Genomic DNA, 19,514 nt, shown 5'->3' on the forward strand with positions numbered 1-19,514 from the left:
CGTCCTCATTCCCCGACGATCACGCTTTTCGATCGTCGGGGAATGAGGACGCGAACGACCGACTTCCCGGCGACCGAGCCGCCGTCTGCGGAGCAGCGGCAATTCAACGCAGCGACGGCAACGAGCCTGCGGCGTCCGACCGGGACAGGCCGGTGGCCTGCAACAGGTCGACCGCCACCGAACGAACCTGGGCCAGCACGACCTTCGTGGAGAAACCCTCGCCGCCCAGGTGCTGGGCCGTGGCGCAGGCCGCTGCTTCGCAGATCGCCGCACGGGCCCGCTTCGGTTCCTCGCCGCGCCCCAGCTCCGCCCGCAGCACGTCCACCGCGTCGGCGTACCGCCGCAGCACGTCGGGCAGCACGTCCGGCATCCGCTCGCCGTCCCTCAGCGCGGCCAGCGCCCGCCGGGCCAGCACCCTGGTGTTGCGCAGCGCGTAGTCCACCGGCACCGCGGCCGTCTCGTACCGGCCCAGCTCGTGCCGCCTGCGCCAGCGGATCGGCGCGATGGTCGCGATCTCGCTGCCGGTCTTCAACGCCGACGCGAACTCGTCCACCGCCTCCTGGCTGTCGCGCAACCGCGCCAGCACCCCGGCGGCCTGCACGGCGTCGTGCTCGGACACCGCCGTCGCCACCCCGCGCAACGCCTCGGTCAGCTCGCCCAGCACCACCTTCGCCTGCCGGTGCGCCACGGTCAGCGGGTTCGCCGGCAGCAGCGCCGTCACGGCCAGCCCCACCAGCCCGCCGACCAGCGCGTCCACCATCCGGTCCAGTCCGCCACCGGCGCTCGGCGGCAGCAGCGTGGCGACCAGCACGGCCGACGACCCGGACTGCAACGCGATCACCGCGCCACCGTCCAGCAGAACCGCCGTGGACATGGCCAAGGCCACCACCAGCGCGATCTGCCACGGCCCGGAGCCGATCAGCGAGATCAGCACGTCGCCGACGCCCACGCCGACCGACACGCCGACGACCAGCTCCACGACGCGCCGCAGCCGCTGCCCCAGCGACACGCCGAGGCACACCACCGCGGCGATCGGCGCGAAGAACGGGTGCGCGTGGCCGACCACCTCGGTGGCGACCAACCAGGACAGCCCGGCGGCGAGCGCGGCCTGGCCGATCGGCAAGGCCGTGCTCCGCCACCGCTTCAGCCTGCGCGCCACCTCGTCGCGCACGGCTCCCACGTGCTCAGCTCAGGCCGAGTGCGGCGGGTGCCGCGGGGTCGCTGTCGCCGAGGAACTTCTTGCAGCGCTCGTACTCCTCGGTCTCGCCGATCTCGTCGGCGGCCCGCGCCAGGGCCGCCAGGGCGCGCAGGAAGCCCTGGTTGGCGCGGTGCGACCAGGGCACGGGGCCGTGGCCCTTCCAGCCCGAGCGGCGCAGCTGGTCGAGGCCGCGGTGGTAGCCGGTGCGGGCGAACGCGTAGCCGGCGACCGGGTCGCCGGTCTGCAACGCCCGCTCGGCGAGCAGCGCCCACGCCTCGCTGAAGTCGGGGTAGGCGCGGACGATCTTGGCCGGGTCGGTGCCGGCCTCGGCGGCGGCCTGCGCCTCCGGGCGGTCCGGCAGCAACGTGGGTTCGGGACCGAGCAGGTTCTCCATGCCGTCAGCTTAGGAATACCCGCGCCACGGTAGCGACCAGTGCCAGCACCAACGCGGTGACGATGACGCCCGCCACGACCTTCTTGCCCATGAACGCACTCCTCGGGCTCTCAGTGAACTCTCAGGCCGCACCTTTCCGCTTGCGACCATTCGGAGCAACGAACATCACCTGTTAGCATGAGCCCAGCCGGGAAATCGCTGCTCATCGCGCCCCTTAGGGGAAGTCCCCGGAAATACCAGGGCGGGTCACCCTTCCAGCCGCTCGGGTCGAGACGCATCATGGGCGGGTGAACATGGGGGTAACCAACCGCGTCGCGCGTTTCCGGGACCAGTACTGGGAGCGCGGCGAGCCGGGGCGCGAGACGCCGCCCGCTCTCGTCGCCTCGCTCTACCGGCTCTGGCTCGTCGGTCTGCTGCTCAAGCTCATCGGCTCCTCCTGGGACGTGGCTTGGCACTTCAAGTGGCTGCGCGACGAACTGGCGCCACCGCACCTGATCAACACCCTGGGCACGGTGATCGTGGTCGGGTTGACGCTGTTCCACACCTACACCGGCTACGGCGCGGACAAGACCGCGCTGCGGCTGATGCAGTGGGGCACCGGCGTCTTCCTGGTCGCGCTGCCCATCGACCTGATCAACCACCGGCTCAACGGCCTGGACATCACGTCGTGGAGCGGGTCGCACGCCCTGCTGTACCTGGGCACCGCGATCATGCTCGCGGGCGCGATCCGGGGTTGGCTCAAGCTCTACCCGGCGGGCGGCCGGTGGCGGGTGCTCGGCCTGGCCGGGCTGTGGTTCTTCTTCCTGGAGAACATGTGGTTCCCCAACCAGCACCAGGAGTACGGGGTGCTGGAGATCGCCTCCTGGGACCGCGGCGACCCGTACGCCGAACCGAGCCTGCTGCAGTTCGCCGCCGACCAGATCGGCCGCCCGGTCGACCGCGAGTCGATCGTCCAGTTCTCGCTGCCCATCCCCGACTGGGTCTACCCGGTGTGGGGCTTGGTCGCGGCGGCCATCGTGCTGGTCGTCGCCCGGCGCACGATCGGCACGCCGTGGGCCGCGACGGCGGTGGCGGGCGGCTACGTCGCCTACCGCCTGCTGATCTGGCCCCTGCTCGGGGTCGCCGACTTCCCGCTGTCGACCGTGCCGATGTTCCTGCTGCTCATCGGCCTGGCGGTGGACGCCGCCCACCTGGGCCGGGTGCCCGCGCCGGTGGCCGCGGTGCTCGGCTCGGCCGCCGTCACGGGCCTGGGCTACGGCGGGATCTGGGCGCAGCAGGCGCTGGACGCCGCACCGCCGATCCTCTACCCGTCGGCGGCGGTGACGTTCGTGGTGCTCACCGCCCTGTGGCTGGCCGTCCACCGGCTCATGGTGGGGTCAGCCCCCCGACGACCACTGGTGACCGCCTGATTCCGATCGACCCCATTCCCCCTGAGGATCAACCGGGTACAACCCGAATCCTTGGGGGGAATTTCATGCGCCGACTACTGCGCGCAACCGTGGCCGGGGCACTCGCCCTGTCCCTGACGGCGACCACCGCGGGCCTCGCCACCGCCACGCCGAACCGGCTGGCCCAAGCGGTCGACCAGGCCTTGGCGGCGGGCGTGCCGGGGGTCGTCGTCCGGGTGGACGACGGTCGGGGCCGCCCGGTGGAGGCCGTCCGGCAGGCGGGCTGGACGCTGTCGGACCACCGGCTGCGGTCCGGCGACGAGTTCAAGATGGCGTCCAACACCAAGACCGCGTCCGCGACCCTGGTGCTGCAACTGGTCGCCGAGCGCCGACTGCGCCTGGACGACCCGGTCGAGCGGTGGCTGCCGGGCGCGGTGCCCAACGGCTCGGCGATCACGCTGAGGATGCTGCTCAACCAGACCAGCGGCCTGTTCGACTACCTCGACGACCCGCGCCTGCTCGGCCTGCTCACCGGGCAGCACCCCCGGCCGTGGCCGCCGGCCGACCTGATCGCGGTGGCCGCGGCGCACCCGCCGCTGTTCGCGCCCGGCGAGCGGTGGGACTACAGCAACACCAACTACACGCTCATCGGCATGGTCCTGGAGGCCGCGACCGGCCGGTCCTACGCCGACCTGGTCGAGCAGCGGGTCATCCGGCCGCTCGGCCTGCGGGACACCTACCTCCTCACCGCCACGGGGTTCCGCGGCAGGCACGCCCACGGGTACGAGCCCGACGCCGCGCACCTGGCTCCGCTGCTCCCGCCCGGCACGCCCGTCGGTGACGGCTTCGCCGGCCCGCAGCACCACGAGCACGTCGACGTGACCGGGATCGACCTCAGCCCCGCGTGGGCCGCGGGCGGCCTGGTGTCCACGGCGAAGGACTGGAACCGGTTCCTCACCGCCCTCATGTCCGGCCGCCTGATCCCGCGGCACCTGCTCGCGGAGATGCGTGACGCGGTGCCCCAGGGCGGCGGCAGCGCCAACGGCTACGGCCTGGGCGTCATGGAGGTGAAGACGTCCTGCGGGACGGTCTGGGGCCACTCCGGGGGCTTCCCCGGCTACCGCAGCCACAACTACACCGACACCACCGGCACCCGCACCGTCACCGTGCTGATGACGACGGTGTTCGCCCTCGGCGCTCCCGACGCGGCCGCGGCGCAGCAGGAGTTGGTGGACGCCGCCGTCTGCCGCATGTACGGCGAGTAGCACCCGAGGGGACGCGTCCCGACCGGCCGTTCACCGGTCCGTGGTGGGGTCAACCCCCCGCGGAACACTAGTGGCGGACCGATTCCGCCGCGCCCCGCTTCCCCCGAGGATCGACCGGGCCAGTCCCGATCCCGAGGGGGAATCCCATGCGGACACTCTTACGCACCGCGACGGCGGCCGTCGCCGCCGTCGCGCTGGTGGGTGCCGGAGCCGTCACCGCGTCCGCCACCGACGAGCTCACCGGCCTGGCCGACGAGCTCGTCGCGGCGGGCGCGCCGGGCGTCGTCGTCCGGGTCGACGACGGCCGCCGGGTCACCGAACTGGTCCGCCAGGCGCGCTGGACGCTCCGCGACCACCGCCTGCGGCCCACCGACCAGTTCCGGGTCGCCTCGAACACCAAGACGGTGACCGCCACGATCGCCCTCCAGCTGGTCGCCGAGGACGTCCTCGCGCCGGCGGACCCGGTGGAGAAGTGGCTGCCGGGCGTCGTCCCGAACGGTCGGGCCATCACGCTGGAGATGCTGCTCAGGCACACCAGCGGCCTGGCCGACTTCCTCGACGACCCGCGCCTGTTCGGCCTGGTCACCGGGCAGCAGCCGCGCCACTGGGCGCCCGCGGAGCTGGTCGCCGTCGCCACCTCCCGCCCGCCGCTGTTCGCGCCGGGCGAGCGCTGGGACTACAGCAACACCAACTACACGCTCATCGGCATGGTCCTGGAGCGCGCGACCGGCCAGACCTACGGCGAGCTGGTGCGACGGCGCGTCACCGGGCCGCTGCGGCTCACCGACACCCGCCTGCCCACCGACGCGACGTTCCCCGGCCGCCACGCCCACGGGTACGAGCCGGACGCCGAGCACCTGGCGCCGCACCTGCCGCCCGGCGCCCCGCCCGGCCTCGGTTTCGCCGGTCCGGAGCACCACGACCACGTGGACGTCACCGACATCGACATCAGCCCGATGTGGGCGGCGGCGGGCATGACCTCCACGACCCGCGACTGGCAGCGCTTCCAGTCCGCCCTGCTCTCCGGCCGGCTGCTGCCGCGCGACCAGCTCAAGGCCATGCTCGACACCGTCCCGCAGGGCTCGGGCCCGGTCCGCCACGGCCTCGGCGTGATGGAGGCCGCCACCCGGTGCGGCACGGTCTGGGGTCACACCGGTGGCCTGCCGGGCTACTCCAGCTACAGCTTCAGCGACCGCACGGGCACCCGGAACGTCACCGTCCTCACCACCCGGATACAGCGCTTCGCCCCCGAGAACAACGAGATCGAGCTGGAGCTCTTCACCGCGGCCGTCTGCCGCATGTACGGCAGGTGACCAAGCGGAACGGCCCCCTCCGAGAGCCGGAGGGGGCCGTTCGCCGTACCGGGGCGTCTCAGCCGGCGATCATGCGACCGGACGACTTCAGGTGCTCGCACGCCTGGGCGATGCGGGCGGCCATGCCCTGCTCGGCGGCCTTGAGGTAGGAGCGCGGGTCGTAGGCCTTCTTGTTGCCGACCTCGCCGTCCACCTTCAGCACGCCGTCGTAGTTCTGGAAGAAGTGACCCACGATCGGACGGGTGAACGCGTACTGCGTGTCCGTGTCGATGTTCATCTTGATCACGCCGTAGGTCAGCGCCTCGTGGATCTCCTCCAGCAGCGAGCCGGAGCCGCCGTGGAAGACCAGGTCGAACGGCTTGGAACCGGCCGGCAGGCCCAGCTTCTCGGCCACCACGTCCTGACCCTGCTTGAGGATCTCCGGGCGCAGCTTCACGTTGCCCGGCTTGTACACGCCGTGCACGTTGCCGAACGTGGCCGCGACCAGGTAGCGGCCCTTCTCGCCGGAGCCGAGGGCCTCCACCGTCTTCAGGTAGTCCTCGGGGGAGGTGTACAGCTTCTCGTTGATCTCGTGCGCGACGCCGTCCTCCTCGCCGCCGACGACGCCGACCTCGATCTCGAGGATGATCTTCGCCTTGGCGGTGAGGTCGAGCAGCTCCGAAGCGATCTTCAGGTTCTCGTCGAGCGGCACGGCCGAGCCGTCCCACATGTGCGACTGGAACAGCGGGTTGAGCCCGCGGTCCACCCGCTCCTGGCTGATCGCGACGAGCGGCCGGACGTAGCCGTCGAGCTTGTCCTTCGGGCAGTGGTCGGTGTGCAGCGCGATGTTCACCGGGTACTTCTCGGCGACCACGTGCGCGAACTCCGCCAGCGCAACCGCGCCGGTCACCATGTCCTTGACCTTGGTGCCCGAGGCGAACTCGGCACCACCGGTCGAGACCTGGATGATCCCGTCGCTCTCGGCTTCTGCGAAACCACGCAGGGCCGCGTTGAGGGTCTCGGACGAGGTGACGTTGATCGCGGGGTAGGCGAACTCGTTCGCCTTCGCGCGGTCGAGCATCTCGGCGTAGACCTCGGGGGTTGCGATGGGCATCGGTGGGTCCTCCTCGGGTGCCCGGAACGCGGTGTCGGCAGCATCCTACGGCCACGGCCCGACGGAAGAAGATGATCAACGGCATAGTGGTGTCATGGCGACCGCACGGTGGAACGGCGAGATCATCGCCGAGAGTGACAAGACCGAGATCGTGGAGGGGAATCACTACTTCCCCCTGGAGTCTGTGCACGCCCAGTACCTCAGGCCGTCGGACACGACGTCGGTCTGCGCCTGGAAGGGCACGGCGAGCTACTACACCCTGCACGTGAGGGGTGAGGACAACCCCGACGCCGCCTGGTACTACCCGGAGCCCAAGTCGGCCGCGGCCAACATCAAGGACCACGTCGCGTTCTGGAAGGGCGTCGAGGTCTCCGCCGACTAGGCCCCCGACCGGTCCCCGACCCGGTCAGTCGGCGACGGGGACCCGGTCCCGCACGGCGGCCGCGATGTCGCGCAACGCCTGTTGGGCGTCGACGGCGCCGACCACCTGGACGGCCACGTGGTCGGCGCCGGCCTCGTGGTGCTCGCGCAGGCGCCGCGCGACCCGTTCGACCGGACCCCACGCCACCAGCGCGTCGACCAGCCGGTCGCTGCCGCCGTCCGCCAGGTCCTCCTCGGTGAACCCGTGCCGCAGCCAGGTGCGGGTGTGGTTGGGCAGTGCCAAGTACCGGGCCAGCGCCTGACGTCCCAGCTCACGGGCCCGCGCCGGGTCCTCCTCCAGCACCACGTGCTGCTCGGGGGCGAGCAGCACGCCGGCGCCGACGGCCTCGCGCGCCCGCGCCGTGTACTCGGGCGTCACCAGGTAGGGGTGGGCGACGCTGGTCCGGGCGGCCGCGAGCCGGAGCACCCGCGGCCCGAGCGCGGCCAGCGCCAGGCGGTCGCGCGGCACGTCCAGCTCGTCCAGGTAGTGGATCAACTTCTGGTAAGGGCTGTGATACACCTCACCCACCAGCTCGCGGTGCCCGGCGCCGATGCCCACCAGGAACCGGTCGGTCCAGGCCAACGCCCGGTAGCCGTCGTTGACCTCGCCGGCCGGGGTCGTCCAGACGTTCATCACGGCGGTGGCCACGGTGATCTTCTCGGTGGCGTCCAGGAGCTCGGAGACCGTGGCCATCACGCTGCCGTCGGGCGAGCCGCCCAGCCACAGCGCACCGAAGCCGAGCTCTTCCAGTTCCGCCGCGTCCTCGCCGCGCCCGTCCCACCGCGCGGCCTGGTCCCACACGCCGTACCTGCCCAACTCGACCGTCATTTCGTCTCTCCGCGAACTAGGTGCTGACGACTGGCAACCGCCCGGCGCCACCATTTAGTCCTGACTTCTCCATTCGGCGCGAATGGACCACCCGCCCTAGCTTCGCGACATGACGAAACTCGGAACCAGCGACCTCGACGTGTCGCGCCTGTGCCTGGGTGGCAACGTGTTCGGCTGGACCGCCGACGAGGACGCCTCGTTCGCCGTGCTGGACGCCTTCGCGGACGCCGGCGGCAACTTCGTGGACACCGCCGACTCGTACTCGGCGTGGGCCGAGGGGCACACCGGCGGCGAGTCGGAGACGATCATCGGGAAGTGGCTGCGCCGCCGCGGCGACCGGGACGCGGTCGTGGTCGCGACCAAGGTCGGCATGCTGCGGGGCCTGGACGACCTCAAGGCCGCCACGATCGAGCGGGCCGCCGAGGACTCCCTGCGCCGACTGGGCGTGGACCACATCGACCTGTACTACGCGCACCGGGACGACCCGGGCACGTCCCAGGAGGAGACGCTGGCCGCGTTCGACCGCCTGGTCGCCGCCGGCAAGGTGCGGCACGTCGGCGCGTCCAACTACTCGGCCGAGCGGCTCACGTCCGCGCTCGCCGTGGCCGAGCGCGAGGGTTTCGCCAAGTTCGTCGCGCTCCAGCAGGCCTACAACCTCGTGGACCGCTCCTACGAGGGCGAGCTGTCCCGCGCGGTCGCCGACCACGGGCTGGCGTCCGCGCCCTACTGGGGCCTCGCGAAGGGGTTCCTGACCGGCAAGTACCGGCCGGGCGTCACGGTCGAGAGCGCACGGGCCGCGGCCGCGTCGAAGTACCTCGACGAACGCGGCCTGCGCATCCTCGCGGCGCTGGACGAGGTCGCGGAGGCCCACGACACCACCCAGGCGGCGGTCGCCCTGGCGTGGCTGGCGGAGCAGCCGACGGTGGCCGCGCCGATCGCGTCGGCCCGCACCGCGGCGCAGCTGGCCGACCTGCTCCCGGCCCTGCGGCTGGAGCTCAAGGCGGACGAGGTGGCGGCCCTGACCGCCGCCGCACGAGTTTAACTCTCCAGTAGCTTACTCGCGGTAAGTTGCGTTACGGTGACCTCCCTGGCTCCGACCGGCTGAGGAGGTCACCGTGGACGTTGCGGGCAAGGTCGTCCTGATCACAGGCGCGGCGAGGGGCATCGGCGCCGAGGTGGCGCGGCGTCTGGCCGCGAAGGGCGCGCGGCTGGCACTGGTCGGCCTGGAGGGCGAGCAGCTGCGGCAGGTCGCCGAGCAGTGCGGCGGCCGGGCGTGGGAGGCCGACGTCACCGACTGGGAGGCCTTGGAGGCCGCGGTCGAGGGTGTGGTCGACCACTACGGCCGCATCGACGTGGTCGTGGCCAACGCGGGCATCGCCGCCACGGGCTTCATCCGGTCGATGGACCCCGCCGCGTTCGAACGGGTCATCGAGGTCAACCTGCTCGGCGTGTGGCGCACGGTCCGGACCTGCCTGCCGCACCTGATCGCGAGCCGGGGCTACTGCCTGGTCGTGTCGTCGCTGGCGGCGATCGTGCACATCCCGGGCAACGCGGCCTACTCCGCCGCGAAGGCGGGCTGCGAGGCGTTCGCGGACAGCCTGCGCGCCGAGGTGCGGCACCTGGGCGTGGACGTCGGTGTGGCGTACTTCTCGTGGATCTCCACCGACATGGTCGAGAGCGCCGACGAACACCCGGTCTTCGGCCCGCTGCGCCGCGGCATGCCGGGCCTGGCGGGCAAGAAGTACCCGGTCTCCGACGTCGGCAAGGCGGTGGTCCGCGCGATCACCCGGCGGTCCAGGGCCGTGCACGTGCCGGGGTGGGTCGGCGGCCTGAAGGTCTTCCGCGCGTTCACCCCGAAGGTCGTCGACCGGCAGGCGCCCAGGTCGGTGCCCGCCGCCGACCGCGAGATGGCCGCGAACGACCTGTCCGGCCTGGTCGGACCGGGCGGGACGGCCGCCGCCAAGAAGCGCTAGACCCGGCGGAGCGCTAGACCCAGGCGCCCATCAACGTCTGCCACTCGTGCACGCGCGTCCCGGCCACCACGCCGGCGCGCGTGTACGGGTCGGCGGCGAGGACCTCTCGCAACTCGGCCTCGTCGGCGACCTCGTAGACCAGCAGGGCGCCGGACTGGTCGGCGTAGGGGCCGGACACGAGCAGCACACCCCGCTCCACCAGCGTCGCCAGGTACTCGCGGTGCGCGGGCCGGACCGCCAGCCGCTCGTCCTGGTTGTCCCCGAACACCAACTCGACCGCGAACCGAGCCATCGAAAGCCCACCTCCGTTGTGCAGCGCCGCGCCGAAGCTACCCGGTGAGGAGGTAACGTCATTTCCGTGGTCGGTCCCGATCGGAACAGCGGCGGCATCGCGCGTGTGCAGGACACGCTGACGAACCTGCGGATCCAGGACGGCGCGGCACCGGCCCCGACCGGCCCGCTGACGCTGGAGGACCTCTACCGCCAGCACCGCATGCGGCTGGTCCGGCTGGCGCTGCTGCTGGTCGACGAGCCCGCCACGGCGGAGGACGTGGTGCAGGAGGCGTTCACCGGCCTGCACCGCAACTGGAAGAACCTGCGGGACGCGCAGGCCGCCGTCGGCTACCTGCGGACCGCCGTGGTCAACGGCTCGCGCAGCGTGCTGCGGCGACGCAAGACGGCCCGCGACTACACCCCTCCGCACGTGGCCAACGCGAGGTCGGCGGAGAGCCTGGCCATGCTGACCGCCGAGCACCAGGCGGTGGTGGCGGCGCTGTCCCAGCTGCCGCCGCGGCAGCGCGAGGTGCTCGTGCTGCGGTACTACGGCGACCTCTCGGAGGCCGAGATCGCCGAGGCCACCGGCATCAGCAAGGGCACGGTGAAGAGCACCGCCAGCCGTGCGCTGGACGCCCTGCAGAAGATCATGGCCGGCAACTAGCCCGTCGCCCACCAGCTCGGCCGGCCACCTGCCCGGCCGCCCACCAGCTTGGGCGTTCGCTTCGCAGGGGTCCCCGCCCAGGGGATCCCTGTTCTTGATCCTGCCACCTCACACCGACAGAACCGCCTCGCCGACCGCAGCCTGTGGACAACTCGCGCCGGGCGGACGGGCAGGGCTCCAGCAGGGCTGCGGCGGGCTCAAGCGGGCCTGCGGCAGGGCTCAAGCGGGGTTCCGGCACGCGCGCGGCCACAGCGGACCGACCCAATCGGACACTTGGTATAGACCAATGACGGTCGGATGCCGCAGTATCGGTCCTCGTGGTGCGCACAAGACACGTGATAGCCGTCGACGTCGGCGGAACCGCGACCAAGGCGGCCCTGGTCGGCGGCGGTCCCGGCGGGGTGCGGGCGGTGACGCGGCTGCGGCGGCCGACCAGGCCCGGCGGGGACGCCGTGGTCGAGGACGTGGCCGAGCTGGTCGAGGAGCTGCGCGCCGCCTCGGCGCACCCAATCGACGCGATCGGGCTCGTCGTCCCGGGCATCGTGGACGAGGTGACCGGCACCGGTGTGTACTCCGCGAACCTGCGCTGGGCCGACTACCCGTTCCGCACCCGGGTCGAAGCCGCCACGGGCCTGCGCACCGCGTTCGGCCACGACGTCCGGGCCGGCGGCCTGGCCGAACTGCGCCAGGGCAACGCCCGCGGCCTGACCGACGCGGTGATCATGCCGATCGGCACCGGCATCGCCGCCGCCCTCGTCCTGGACGGCCGGGTCTCGGCCGCGCCGGGCGAGGTCGGGCACGTGGACGTGGGCCACGGCGACCCGTGCGGCTGCGGCCAGACGGGGTGCGTGGAGGCGCGGGCGAGCAGCGCCGCGATCGCCCGCCGCTACACCGAGCGCGCGAACCGCCACGTCGACGGCGCGGCGGAGGTGGCGAGGCTGCTCACCGAGGGTGACGCCGACGCGGCCGAGGTGTGGCGGGAGGCGGTGGACGCGCTCGCGAAGGGCATCCTGCTGATAGCGGCACTGCTGGGTCCGCAAGCCGTGGTGCTGGGCGGTGGCCTGGCACTGGCGGGTCCGGAGCTGACGGATCCGCTGGGCGGACGACTGGACGAGCTGATCACGTTCCAGCGACGCCCGGAACTGCGGTTGGCGGCGTTGGGCGACGAGGCCGGGTGCCTCGGGGCCGCGCTGCTGGCCATCGACATGCTGGAGGACAGATGAGCACGTGGGGTGGACCCGTGGACGTGACCCTGACCGGTGGTCGGGTCGTCACGCCCGACGGGGTGCTCGAACAGGGGTGGGTCGCGGTCCGGGACGGGCTGATCGCGGCCGTCGGCGAGGGGGCGCCGCCGGACGGCCCGACCACGGACGTCGGCGGTGGTTGGCTGGTGCCGGGCTTCGTGGACATCCACTGCCACGGTGGCGGCGGTGAGGCGTTCACCAGCGCCGACCCGACCCGGGTGATCAAGGCGGCGAACGCGCACCGCAGGCACGGCACGACCACGCTGCTGGCGAGCCTGGTGTCCAGGCCCGTCCCGGAACTGGCCGACCAGGTCAAGGCGCTGACCGAGCTCGTGCGGGACAACGTCGTCGCGGGCATCCACCTGGAGGGCCCGTTCCTGTCCGCCGCGCGCTGCGGCGCGCACGACCCGGCCATCCTCCGCCCGCCCGACCGCGGCTCGATCGACAAGCTGCTCGACGCGGGCGACGGCGCGATCCGCATGATCACCGTCGCGCCGGAGCTGGAGCACGGCGTGGACGCGGTCCGCCACCTCGTGGACAACGACGTCCTGGCCGCGATCGGCCACACCGACGCGACCGAGGCGCAGATCCGCCCGGCGGTCGAGGCGGGCGCGACCGTCGCCACGCACCTGTTCAACGGGATGCGCCCGCTGCACCACCGCGAGCCGGGCCCGATCGGCGCCCTGCTGGACGACGAACGCGTCACCGTCGAGCTGATCTGCGACCTGGTGCACCTGCACCCCACCGCGGTCCGCCTCGCCGCGCGGCACGCGGGCGTGCACCGGACCGTCCTGGTCACCGACGCGATCGCGGCGGCGGGCGTCGGCGACGGCGTCTACGACGTGGGCGGCCTCGAAGTGCGGGTGGTGGACGGCGTGCCGACGCTCGCCGGCGGCGCGTCCCTCGCGGGCAGCACGCTGACCATGGACGCCGCGTTCCGCAACGCGGTGCAGTCGTGCGGCCTGACCGTCACCGAAGCCGTGCACGCCACGTCCACCCGTCCCGCCCGGCTGCTCGGCCTGCAGGACCGCACGGGTGAGCTGCGCGCCGGTCTGGCGGCCGACATCGTGGTGCTGGACACCGAACTGAGGCCGCGCGAGGTGATGTGCCGGGGCGCGTGGGTGAAAGACTGACCAAGTGCCGGAAGACCACGAGAAGCTGGTGGCCGACGCGTTGCGCGCCCAGGCCACCAGCACCGGGGCGCACGCCCCCGTGCCCGCGCGGCAGGCACGCCCGTCGCTGGGCGCGGGGTGGGTGCTGCTGCTCGCCGTGCTGCTCGGGCTGGCCGCCGGCACGGTCGTGGCGGTCATGACGCTCAGGTAGTGCCTGTACCGTGGGCGCCGTGACGGTCGCCCCCACCTCCACGATTGCCCTCGGCCCCGAATGGCTCGACCCGCAGGTCCTGCTCCAAGGACTCGGGCCGTACATGCTGGTCGGGCTGTGCTTCATCGTCTTCGCGGAGTGCGGCCTGCTGGTCGGCTTCTTCCTGCCCGGCGACTCCCTGCTGTTCACCGCGGGCCTGTTCGTGGCCTCGGGGCTGCTGGAGTACCCGCTGTGGCTGGTGTGCCTGCTGCTCACGGCGTGCGCGCTGGCGGGCAACGTGGTCGGCTACTGGATCGGTTACCGGGCCGGACCCGCGCTGTTCAACAAGCCCGAGTCGAAGATCTTCAAGAAGGAGTACGTCGACAAGACGCACGAGTTCTTCGACAAGTACGGCGCCCGTGCGATCGTCATGGCGCGGTTCGTGCCGATCGTGCGCACGTTCATCACCGCGATGGCGGGCGTGGGCCGGATGGACCCGCGCAAGTACTTCACGTACTCCCTGATCGGCGGCGTCGCGTGGGCCGCGGGCCTCACGGTGCTGGGCTACTTCCTCGGCCAGATCCAGTTCGTGCGCGACAACCTGGAAATGATCCTGATCCTGATCGTGCTGATCTCGGTCATCCCGATCGTCATCGAGATCATCAAGGCGCGGCGGGAGAAGAAGACGCTGCTCGCCCAGGAGGCGGCCGACATCACCGAGGTCATCGACTTCGTGGACGACCGGATGGACGAGACTCAGCAGATCCGCCGCATCGACTGACCCCTCCCCTCTCACCACGCCCCGCGAGGTCGCGTCGGTCGTCCGGTGCCCATCCCGCGGCGATCACGCTTTTCGATCGGCGCGGGATCGGCGCCGGACGACCGACTTCCGGGCGACCGAGCCCGCCGTCTGCGGAGCAGCGGCAATCAGACGCCGAACATCGAGCCGGGGTTGAACAGGTTCTCCGGGTCCAGCGCCCGCTTGATCTCGCGGTGGACCCGCAGGCCGACCGGCCCGATCTCCCGGGCCAGCCACTCGCGCTTGATCTTGCCGATGCCGTGCTCGCCGGTGACCGTGCCGCCCAGCGCCAGGCCCAGCTCCAGGATCTCGTCGAACGCCCGCCGCGCCGCCGCGAACTCGTCCGCCGACGCCGGGTCGTAGACGATCGTCGGGTGCATGTTGCCGTCACCGGCGTGGCCGACCACGGCGATCCGCAGCCCCACCGACTCGCTGATCCGCTCGCACCCGGCGATCAGGTCCGCGACCTTCGTCCGGGGCACGCACACGTCGTCGGTCAGCCACGCGCCGTAGAGCTCCAGCGCGGGCAGCACGGACCGCCGCGCGGTGAGCAGGTCACGGCCCTCGCCGAGGTCCTCGGTCGCGTAGACGAGCTCGGCGCCCGCCGCCACGCACGCCTGCTCGATCGCGGCCAGCTCCTGCCGTCCCGCCTCACCGCCCGAGTCGGACTGGCACAGCAGCAGCGCCGCACCGGCGTTCAGGTCGGTCTTCAGGTACTGCTCGACCGCCCGGATGGACGTGCGGTCCATGATCTCCATCAACGACGGCACGATGCCCTCGGTCACCACCCGGCTCACCGCCACGCCCGCGGCCGCCGTGCTGGTGAACGCGGCCACCAGCGTGGCGGGCGCCTGCGGCATCGGTCGCAGCGCCAGGGTCGCGCGGGTGATCACGCCGAGCGTGCCCTCGCTGCCGACGAACAGCTTGGTGAGGTCGTACCCGGCCACGCCCTTGACCGTGCGCCGACCGGTCCGCAGCAGCTCGCCGTCCGCGAGCACCACGTCGAGCCCGAGCACGGAGTCCGTGGTCACGCCGTACTTCACGCAGCACAGCCCGCCCGCGTTGGTGGAGAGGTTCCCGCCGATCGTGCACCAGTCGTAGCTGGACGGGTCCGGTGGGTAGAACAGCCCGTGCTTCTCCACCGCGCCGCGCAGGTCGAGGTTCACCACCCCGGGCTCGACCACGGCCAACCGGTTGTCCGGGTCGATCTCCACGATGGCGTTCATCTTGGTGGTCACCAGCACCACGCAGCCCTCGATCGCGTTCGCCGCGCCCGAGAGCCCGCTACCCGCGCCGCGCGGCACGATCGGCGTCCGCGCCGCCGCACAGGCCCGCACGACCGCCTGCACCTGTTCGGTCGACGTCGGCAGCACCACCGCCAACGGCTGCCCGTAGGGCGCCAGCGGCATCATGTCGCGCTGGTAGCTCGCGGTGACGTCGACGTCGGTCAGCACCGCGTCGGCGCCGACGGCGGACCGGAGTTCGGCGAGCAGAGCCTCCATCGCTCCACGCTAACCGTTTCGCGGACCCAGGAGCAGGGGTCAGTACCACGTGATCCCGTAGAAGATGAACGAGCCGCCGGTCGAGGGCAGGGCACGCACTTCGAGGGACGCGTAGCGGCCGACCTTGCTGCGCGCGCAGAGCCGGCTGCCGACGTGCAGCTCGTCGAACCCCACGCGGTCGCGCCACTGGGTGACCTGGGCGCACCGGGCGCGGTCGGGCGCCGGGCTGTCGGGGATGACCGCGAGCCGCGCCCCGTAGGCCGTGAAGACGCTCGACGCGTCGATCTGGAGCTCACCGGGCGTGTCCGCGTCGTGCCGCCAGTACTCGATGTCCACCCAGTTGTAGCCCTGCTGCCGGACCAGCTCGACGGTGCGCTGCTCCTGGACGCCGTCGTACCGGCCGGGATCCTCGGTCGGAACCCGGTCGTCCGTCGTGGGCGTGGTGGTCCGCGTCGTCCCGGGCGTTCCCGTGATCGTCGGCGGTTGCCCGGCTCCCGTCGGCACGGTCGTGCGGCCCGGTTGCGACGGCGGCGCCCCGGCCGACGTGGGGACCGGGCTCGACGGGGCCGAGGAACCGAACGTCGCCGGTAGCGGCATCGCCGTCGCACCGGTGGTCACCGTGACCGTGGGCATCGCCCGCTGCTTCCCGGCCACTTCCCACGAAACGAGCACGATGCCGACCACCAACGCCGCCACCGCGGGAATCACGAGCATCCGCCGCTTGCCCTTTACCGGCTCCTCGATGACCTCGAGAACCGCGGGCTCCGGCCCCGGTTGCACCCCTTCTGACGGTTCCTCTTCCGACGGCATCTCTTCCGCCGGTTCCTCTTCCGGCGATTCCGGAGAACGCGGGTCCGCCGCCCGTTCCCACTTCTCCCGCCACCCGACGACGTCCCCGCCGCAGGCCGAGACGAACGCCTTGGTGACCTCCCAGGTCGGCAACGCCTTCCCGGCCGTGGCCGCCTGCAACGCCGCGTACGAGTAGTTGGCCAGCGGCGCCATCGCGCGATAGGTCAGCCCGGACTCCTTGCGCAACGCCCGCAGCTCGTGGGCGAACGCCTGCACCGGCCCCGCCCCCGGGTCGAGCGGCTCCTCCGGACGACCGACCGCGCGGCTGCTCATCCCGCTCCTCTCGCCCGACCGACCGGCAGATTATGTGGCAACCGACCGAGCCAGGTCCGTGAACGCCCGGTCATTCACCCAATTGAGCCGCGGCAACCCGCCCACCTGCGGAAACACCCCGCTCATTGACTGGTTGACCAGGGCTTCCCGACATGTCTTCCTGATCAATTCCCGCCGCCGTACGACTGGTCGGGCAACGTCCCAACGCCCCGATCGGAGCGAGCATGAACCCGAAGGCCAGGCACCGACGCCCCGGCGTCGTCTCCGCCGTCCTGCTCCTGTTGACCACCCTGCTGTCGGCGCTCCTCGCGCCGTCCGCGTCCGCCGCACCGGGCACCGCGCGGATGACGTCGTTCGACCCGCGGGTGCACGGTTTCCAGTTCTCCAACCAGTTCCAGACCGCGCCGTTCCAGAACGTGGGTCTGCCCGACTGGCGCTTCGGCGGCCTGTGCGGCGGCATGTCCTACGCGGCGCTCGACCACTTCTTCACCGGAAAGCGGACGCCCCGCCAGACCACCCTCCCCGCGACCGGGTCGCCCCTCTACAACTACATCTACCAACGCCAGGAAACGTCGCTGAAGGACAACGCCGACAAGTGGCTGGAACTGATCGCCAACCCGTTCGGGTGGCGCACGACGGAATTCTTCAACTGGGGCCTGCAGGGCTTCAACGGCGGCCGGTTGGAGGAGTTGCGCCGCGAGATCGACGCCGGCCGGCCCGCGCCGCTCGGGTTGTTCAAGAACGGCAACGGCGGGGTCCGGCCGCACCACCAGGTCGTCGCCATCGGCTACGACATGGGCCGCTACACCGGTGACCTGGGCGCGTTCAAGGAGGACCTGAAGATCTTCGTGTACGACCCGAACTTCCCCAACGAGGTCATCACGATGGTCCCGCGCCCGGCGACCACCTCCTACCAGTACCTGGAGCACCCGGAGCAGACCTGGCAGACCTACTTCGTGGACCGCAGGTACCGGGCCGCGACGCCTCCCGCGTTCCCCGACGTGGTGCCGCCGAGCGGCGACCGGACCACCCGGTTGCAGCTCCACGTGCGCACCGGCAGTGACGACCTGCGCGGCGGGCAGGACAACGTCAACGCCACCGTCCACTTCCGCTCGCACGACCCGGTCGTCATCCCCAACATCAACCGCAGCGCGCGCTGGATCAACCACTACGACCAGGTGGTCCTGCTGCCGCTGCCGATGGCCTACCCGATCGGTGACGTGACAGGAGTCACACTGGCCACCACGTTCGGCGGCGGTCTCGGCGGTGACAACTGGAACGTCGACCGCTTGGCCGTCCGCCCGGCCGGCACCGCGACGACGCTGTACGAGGCGTCCGGCACGCCGCTGGTCCGGTTCACCGGGGAGAACCGCCCGTTCACCGCCCGCGTCGACAAGGTCCTCGACGGCGGTTTCGAGGGCCAACCCGCCCGCGGCCTGTCCGCGCCGTGGCGCGCCGAGGGCCCGGATCCGAAGGGCGTCGACATCAACCTCGGGTTGCAGCAGTCGGGCCGCAAGAACGGGTTCCTCTGGTCGGCCGGCCGCACCTGGAACGCGCTCACCCAGGTCGTCCCCGTCCATCCCCACCGCGACCACGTGCTGCGCGGGTGGGTCCGGACCAGCGGCAACGTCACGGGTGGCTACTTCGGCGTGCGCGCCGGCACCGGTGCGGCACCGCACACCGAGCGCCACTTCGCCGCCGCGAACCACGCCCAGTACCGGCTGGTCGAGATCCCGTTCAACCCGGGTCCGAACGGGGAGATGACCGTCTTCGTCGGCTACTGGGGCCCGGGCGGTGAGAGCTGGGTCCAGGTGGACGCCATCTCCGTCCTGCCCGCCTGAGCCGGTCGCGGTCGAGGTCCCCGCGGGCAACGTGCCCGCGGGGGCCTCCTCGTACCCGGACTGCCCGGGTTGCGGGATGCCGTAGCCGCGGACGCCGGCACGCCGATCGCGCAGGATCGCTGCACCACGTGCCCGGACGTGCGCGAACCGCGACGACGCCGAGGCTTCGGCAAGGCGTTATCCCCATGTCGCCCAGGCGACGCCGTGGTCCCACGTAGGCTGCATCTCGTGGTGTTGTCCGCATCGTCCGAGGCTGTCGCATTCGTTCAGCTCGATTCCGCAGGCCCGTTGGCCGTGTGGCTGATCACGCTGAGCTTCATCTTCTTCGAGTGCGCGTTCATCTTCGGCTTGTTCCTGCCCGGCGACTCGTTGCTGTTCGCCGCCGGTGTGGTGCTCGCCTCGCACGAGGCCGAGCTGTCCGCCTGGCTGCTGTCGGGGGTCGCGCTGGTCGTGGCCGTCGTCGGCAACCAGATCGGGTACTACATCGGCAGGCACACCGGCACGCGTCTGCTGGCCCGCCGCGGCGGCAAGGTGCTCAACAAGGAGAACCTCGCCAAGGCCCGCGACTTCCTCGACCGACGGGGCTTCTGGGCGATCGTGCTGGCCCGCTGGATCCCGTGGGTGCGCACGCTGGCGCCGATGATCGCGGGCGCGGCGCGGATGGATCCGAAGCGGTTCATGCTCGCCACGACCATCGGCGCGATCGCGTGGGTGCCGACGCTGGTGCTGGCCGGCTACTACGGCGCGGGCCTGTTGACCTCCGTGCCGTGGCTGGAGACGGCGGCGGTGATCCTCAGCATCGCGTTCTTCGTCGGCGGCACGGCCTACGGCCTGATCCGGTACCGGCAGGAGATGCGCAAGCCGGTGGACGAAGAGGTCACCGCGGCACCGTGA

The 19,514-nt window shown here is 71.8% G+C and carries 20 protein-coding genes; 13 read left to right on the forward strand and 7 right to left on the reverse strand.

What is annotated here, in order from left to right; translation table 11 throughout:
- Nucleotides 1–103 precede the first annotated feature (103 nt).
- Nucleotides 104–1,180: an FUSC family protein gene (locus tag AB0K14_RS00005; RefSeq protein WP_360449066.1), complete on the reverse strand. Its 1,077-nt coding sequence runs from the start codon at nt 1,178–1,180 to the stop codon at nt 104–106.
- A gap of 4 nt (nt 1,181–1,184) precedes the next feature.
- A complete protein-coding gene (locus tag AB0K14_RS00010) occupies nt 1,185–1,592 on the reverse strand; it encodes a DUF3151 domain-containing protein (protein ID WP_360449064.1) in 408 nt (135 codons plus the stop codon).
- 293 nt (nt 1,593–1,885) lie between these two features.
- Between AB0K14_RS00010 and AB0K14_RS00015 the strand changes: the two genes are divergently transcribed.
- The 3 genes from AB0K14_RS00015 (at nt 1,886) to AB0K14_RS00025 (ending at nt 5,558) form a co-directional block, all read left to right on the forward strand.
- Nucleotides 1,886–3,001: a hypothetical protein gene (locus AB0K14_RS00015; protein WP_360449116.1), complete on the forward strand. Its 1,116-nt coding sequence runs from the start codon at nt 1,886–1,888 to the stop codon at nt 2,999–3,001.
- An 89-nt stretch (nt 3,002–3,090) separates the two neighbouring features.
- Complete coding sequence (locus AB0K14_RS00020; protein ID WP_360449061.1) at nt 3,091–4,245, forward strand: serine hydrolase domain-containing protein; 1,155 nt, start codon at nt 3,091–3,093, stop codon at nt 4,243–4,245.
- Between the two features lie 146 nt (nt 4,246–4,391).
- On the forward strand, nt 4,392–5,558 hold the full coding sequence (locus AB0K14_RS00025) for a serine hydrolase domain-containing protein (protein WP_360449059.1): 1,167 nt from the start codon (nt 4,392–4,394) through the stop codon (nt 5,556–5,558).
- A gap of 58 nt (nt 5,559–5,616) precedes the next feature.
- On the opposite strand, the gene fbaA is transcribed toward AB0K14_RS00025, so the two are convergent.
- Nucleotides 5,617–6,651 (reverse strand): class II fructose-bisphosphate aldolase, encoded by a 1,035-nt coding sequence (gene fbaA / locus AB0K14_RS00030; protein WP_360449056.1) that lies wholly within the window; start codon nt 6,649–6,651, stop codon nt 5,617–5,619.
- A gap of 94 nt (nt 6,652–6,745) precedes the next feature.
- On the opposite strand from fbaA, the gene AB0K14_RS00035 reads away from it, so the two are divergent.
- Entirely contained in the window at nt 6,746–7,033 is a 288-nt protein-coding gene (locus AB0K14_RS00035) for a DUF427 domain-containing protein (protein WP_360449053.1), read from the forward strand.
- A gap of 24 nt (nt 7,034–7,057) precedes the next feature.
- Here AB0K14_RS00035 and AB0K14_RS00040 read toward each other — a convergent pair whose 3' ends face one another.
- Entirely contained in the window at nt 7,058–7,900 is an 843-nt protein-coding gene (locus tag AB0K14_RS00040; protein ID WP_360449050.1) for a TIGR03620 family F420-dependent LLM class oxidoreductase, read from the reverse strand.
- Between the two features lie 109 nt (nt 7,901–8,009).
- Here AB0K14_RS00040 and AB0K14_RS00045 point away from each other — a divergent pair, with 109 nt between their 5' ends.
- Together AB0K14_RS00045 and AB0K14_RS00050 are read left to right on the forward strand one after the other, a co-directional pair.
- Nucleotides 8,010–8,942 (forward strand): aldo/keto reductase, encoded by a 933-nt coding sequence (locus AB0K14_RS00045; protein WP_360449047.1) that lies wholly within the window; start codon nt 8,010–8,012, stop codon nt 8,940–8,942.
- 73 nt (nt 8,943–9,015) lie between these two features.
- On the forward strand, nt 9,016–9,873 hold the full coding sequence (locus AB0K14_RS00050) for an SDR family oxidoreductase (RefSeq protein ID WP_360449044.1): 858 nt from the start codon (nt 9,016–9,018) through the stop codon (nt 9,871–9,873).
- A gap of 13 nt (nt 9,874–9,886) precedes the next feature.
- Here AB0K14_RS00050 and AB0K14_RS00055 read toward each other — a convergent pair whose 3' ends face one another.
- Nucleotides 9,887–10,165, reverse strand: coding sequence for a YciI family protein (locus AB0K14_RS00055; protein WP_360449041.1), 279 nt, complete (start codon nt 10,163–10,165; stop codon nt 9,887–9,889).
- Nucleotides 10,166–10,231: 66 nt separating this feature from the next.
- On the opposite strand from AB0K14_RS00055, the gene AB0K14_RS00060 reads away from it, so the two are divergent.
- The 5 genes from AB0K14_RS00060 (at nt 10,232) to AB0K14_RS00080 (ending at nt 14,137) form a co-directional block, all read left to right on the forward strand.
- Nucleotides 10,232–10,810 (forward strand): SigE family RNA polymerase sigma factor, encoded by a 579-nt coding sequence (locus AB0K14_RS00060; protein WP_360449039.1) that lies wholly within the window; start codon nt 10,232–10,234, stop codon nt 10,808–10,810.
- Between the two features lie 320 nt (nt 10,811–11,130).
- The gene (locus AB0K14_RS00065) at nt 11,131–12,033 is read left to right on the forward strand and encodes an ROK family protein (protein ID WP_360449113.1); all 903 of its coding nucleotides are present in this window, start codon (nt 11,131–11,133) and stop codon (nt 12,031–12,033) included.
- Nucleotides 12,030–13,187 carry an N-acetylglucosamine-6-phosphate deacetylase gene (nagA, locus tag AB0K14_RS00070; RefSeq protein ID WP_360449036.1) on the forward strand — a complete coding sequence of 386 codons (1,158 nt, stop codon included), beginning with the start codon at nt 12,030–12,032 and terminating at the stop codon, nt 13,185–13,187. The genes AB0K14_RS00065 and nagA overlap by 4 nt, the downstream gene beginning before the upstream one ends.
- Before the next feature lie 4 nt (nt 13,188–13,191).
- Nucleotides 13,192–13,377, forward strand: coding sequence for a hypothetical protein (locus tag AB0K14_RS00075; protein ID WP_360449034.1), 186 nt, complete (start codon nt 13,192–13,194; stop codon nt 13,375–13,377).
- Nucleotides 13,378–13,387: 10 nt separating this feature from the next.
- The gene (locus AB0K14_RS00080) at nt 13,388–14,137 is read left to right on the forward strand and encodes a VTT domain-containing protein (protein WP_360449032.1); all 750 of its coding nucleotides are present in this window, start codon (nt 13,388–13,390) and stop codon (nt 14,135–14,137) included.
- A gap of 146 nt (nt 14,138–14,283) precedes the next feature.
- Here the strand turns inward: AB0K14_RS00080 and AB0K14_RS00085 are convergent, their stop codons facing one another.
- Both AB0K14_RS00085 and AB0K14_RS00090 read right to left on the reverse strand, forming a co-directional pair.
- Nucleotides 14,284–15,657, reverse strand: coding sequence for an FAD-linked oxidase C-terminal domain-containing protein (locus AB0K14_RS00085; protein WP_360449029.1), 1,374 nt, complete (start codon nt 15,655–15,657; stop codon nt 14,284–14,286).
- Between the two features lie 39 nt (nt 15,658–15,696).
- Nucleotides 15,697–16,779 carry a helix-turn-helix transcriptional regulator gene (locus tag AB0K14_RS00090; protein WP_360449026.1) on the reverse strand — a complete coding sequence of 361 codons (1,083 nt, stop codon included), beginning with the start codon at nt 16,777–16,779 and terminating at the stop codon, nt 15,697–15,699.
- Between the two features lie 224 nt (nt 16,780–17,003).
- Here AB0K14_RS00090 and AB0K14_RS00095 point away from each other — a divergent pair, with 224 nt between their 5' ends.
- Nucleotides 17,004–18,620 (forward strand): hypothetical protein, encoded by a 1,617-nt coding sequence (locus AB0K14_RS00095; RefSeq protein WP_360449023.1) that lies wholly within the window; start codon nt 17,004–17,006, stop codon nt 18,618–18,620.
- A 228-nt stretch (nt 18,621–18,848) separates the two neighbouring features.
- Nucleotides 18,849–19,514 carry a DedA family protein gene (locus tag AB0K14_RS00100; protein WP_360449020.1) on the forward strand — a complete coding sequence of 222 codons (666 nt, stop codon included), beginning with the start codon at nt 18,849–18,851 and terminating at the stop codon, nt 19,512–19,514.

The sequence above is a fragment of the Actinosynnema sp. NPDC050801 genome (assembly GCF_040673975.1).
Taxonomy (GTDB): Bacteria; Actinomycetota; Actinomycetes; order Mycobacteriales; family Pseudonocardiaceae; genus Actinosynnema.

Coding starts and splice junctions, on each gene's coding strand:
- AB0K14_RS00045 (WP_360449047.1), top strand. CDS start 8,010: ATGACGAAACTCGGAACCAGCGACCTCGACGTGTCGCGCCTGTGCCTG.
- fbaA (WP_360449056.1), bottom strand. CDS start 6,651: ATGCCCATCGCAACCCCCGAGGTCTACGCCGAGATGCTCGACCGCGCG.
- AB0K14_RS00095 (WP_360449023.1), top strand. CDS start 17,004: ATGAACCCGAAGGCCAGGCACCGACGCCCCGGCGTCGTCTCCGCCGTC.
- nagA (WP_360449036.1), top strand. CDS start 12,030: ATGAGCACGTGGGGTGGACCCGTGGACGTGACCCTGACCGGTGGTCGG.
- AB0K14_RS00090 (WP_360449026.1), bottom strand. CDS start 16,779: ATGAGCAGCCGCGCGGTCGGTCGTCCGGAGGAGCCGCTCGACCCGGGG.
- AB0K14_RS00085 (WP_360449029.1), bottom strand. CDS start 15,657: ATGGAGGCTCTGCTCGCCGAACTCCGGTCCGCCGTCGGCGCCGACGCG.
- AB0K14_RS00025 (WP_360449059.1), top strand. CDS start 4,392: ATGCGGACACTCTTACGCACCGCGACGGCGGCCGTCGCCGCCGTCGCG.
- AB0K14_RS00035 (WP_360449053.1), top strand. CDS start 6,746: ATGGCGACCGCACGGTGGAACGGCGAGATCATCGCCGAGAGTGACAAG.
- AB0K14_RS00015 (WP_360449116.1), top strand. CDS start 1,886: ATGGGGGTAACCAACCGCGTCGCGCGTTTCCGGGACCAGTACTGGGAG.
- AB0K14_RS00055 (WP_360449041.1), bottom strand. CDS start 10,165: ATGGCTCGGTTCGCGGTCGAGTTGGTGTTCGGGGACAACCAGGACGAG.
- AB0K14_RS00010 (WP_360449064.1), bottom strand. CDS start 1,592: ATGGAGAACCTGCTCGGTCCCGAACCCACGTTGCTGCCGGACCGCCCG.
- AB0K14_RS00040 (WP_360449050.1), bottom strand. CDS start 7,900: ATGACGGTCGAGTTGGGCAGGTACGGCGTGTGGGACCAGGCCGCGCGG.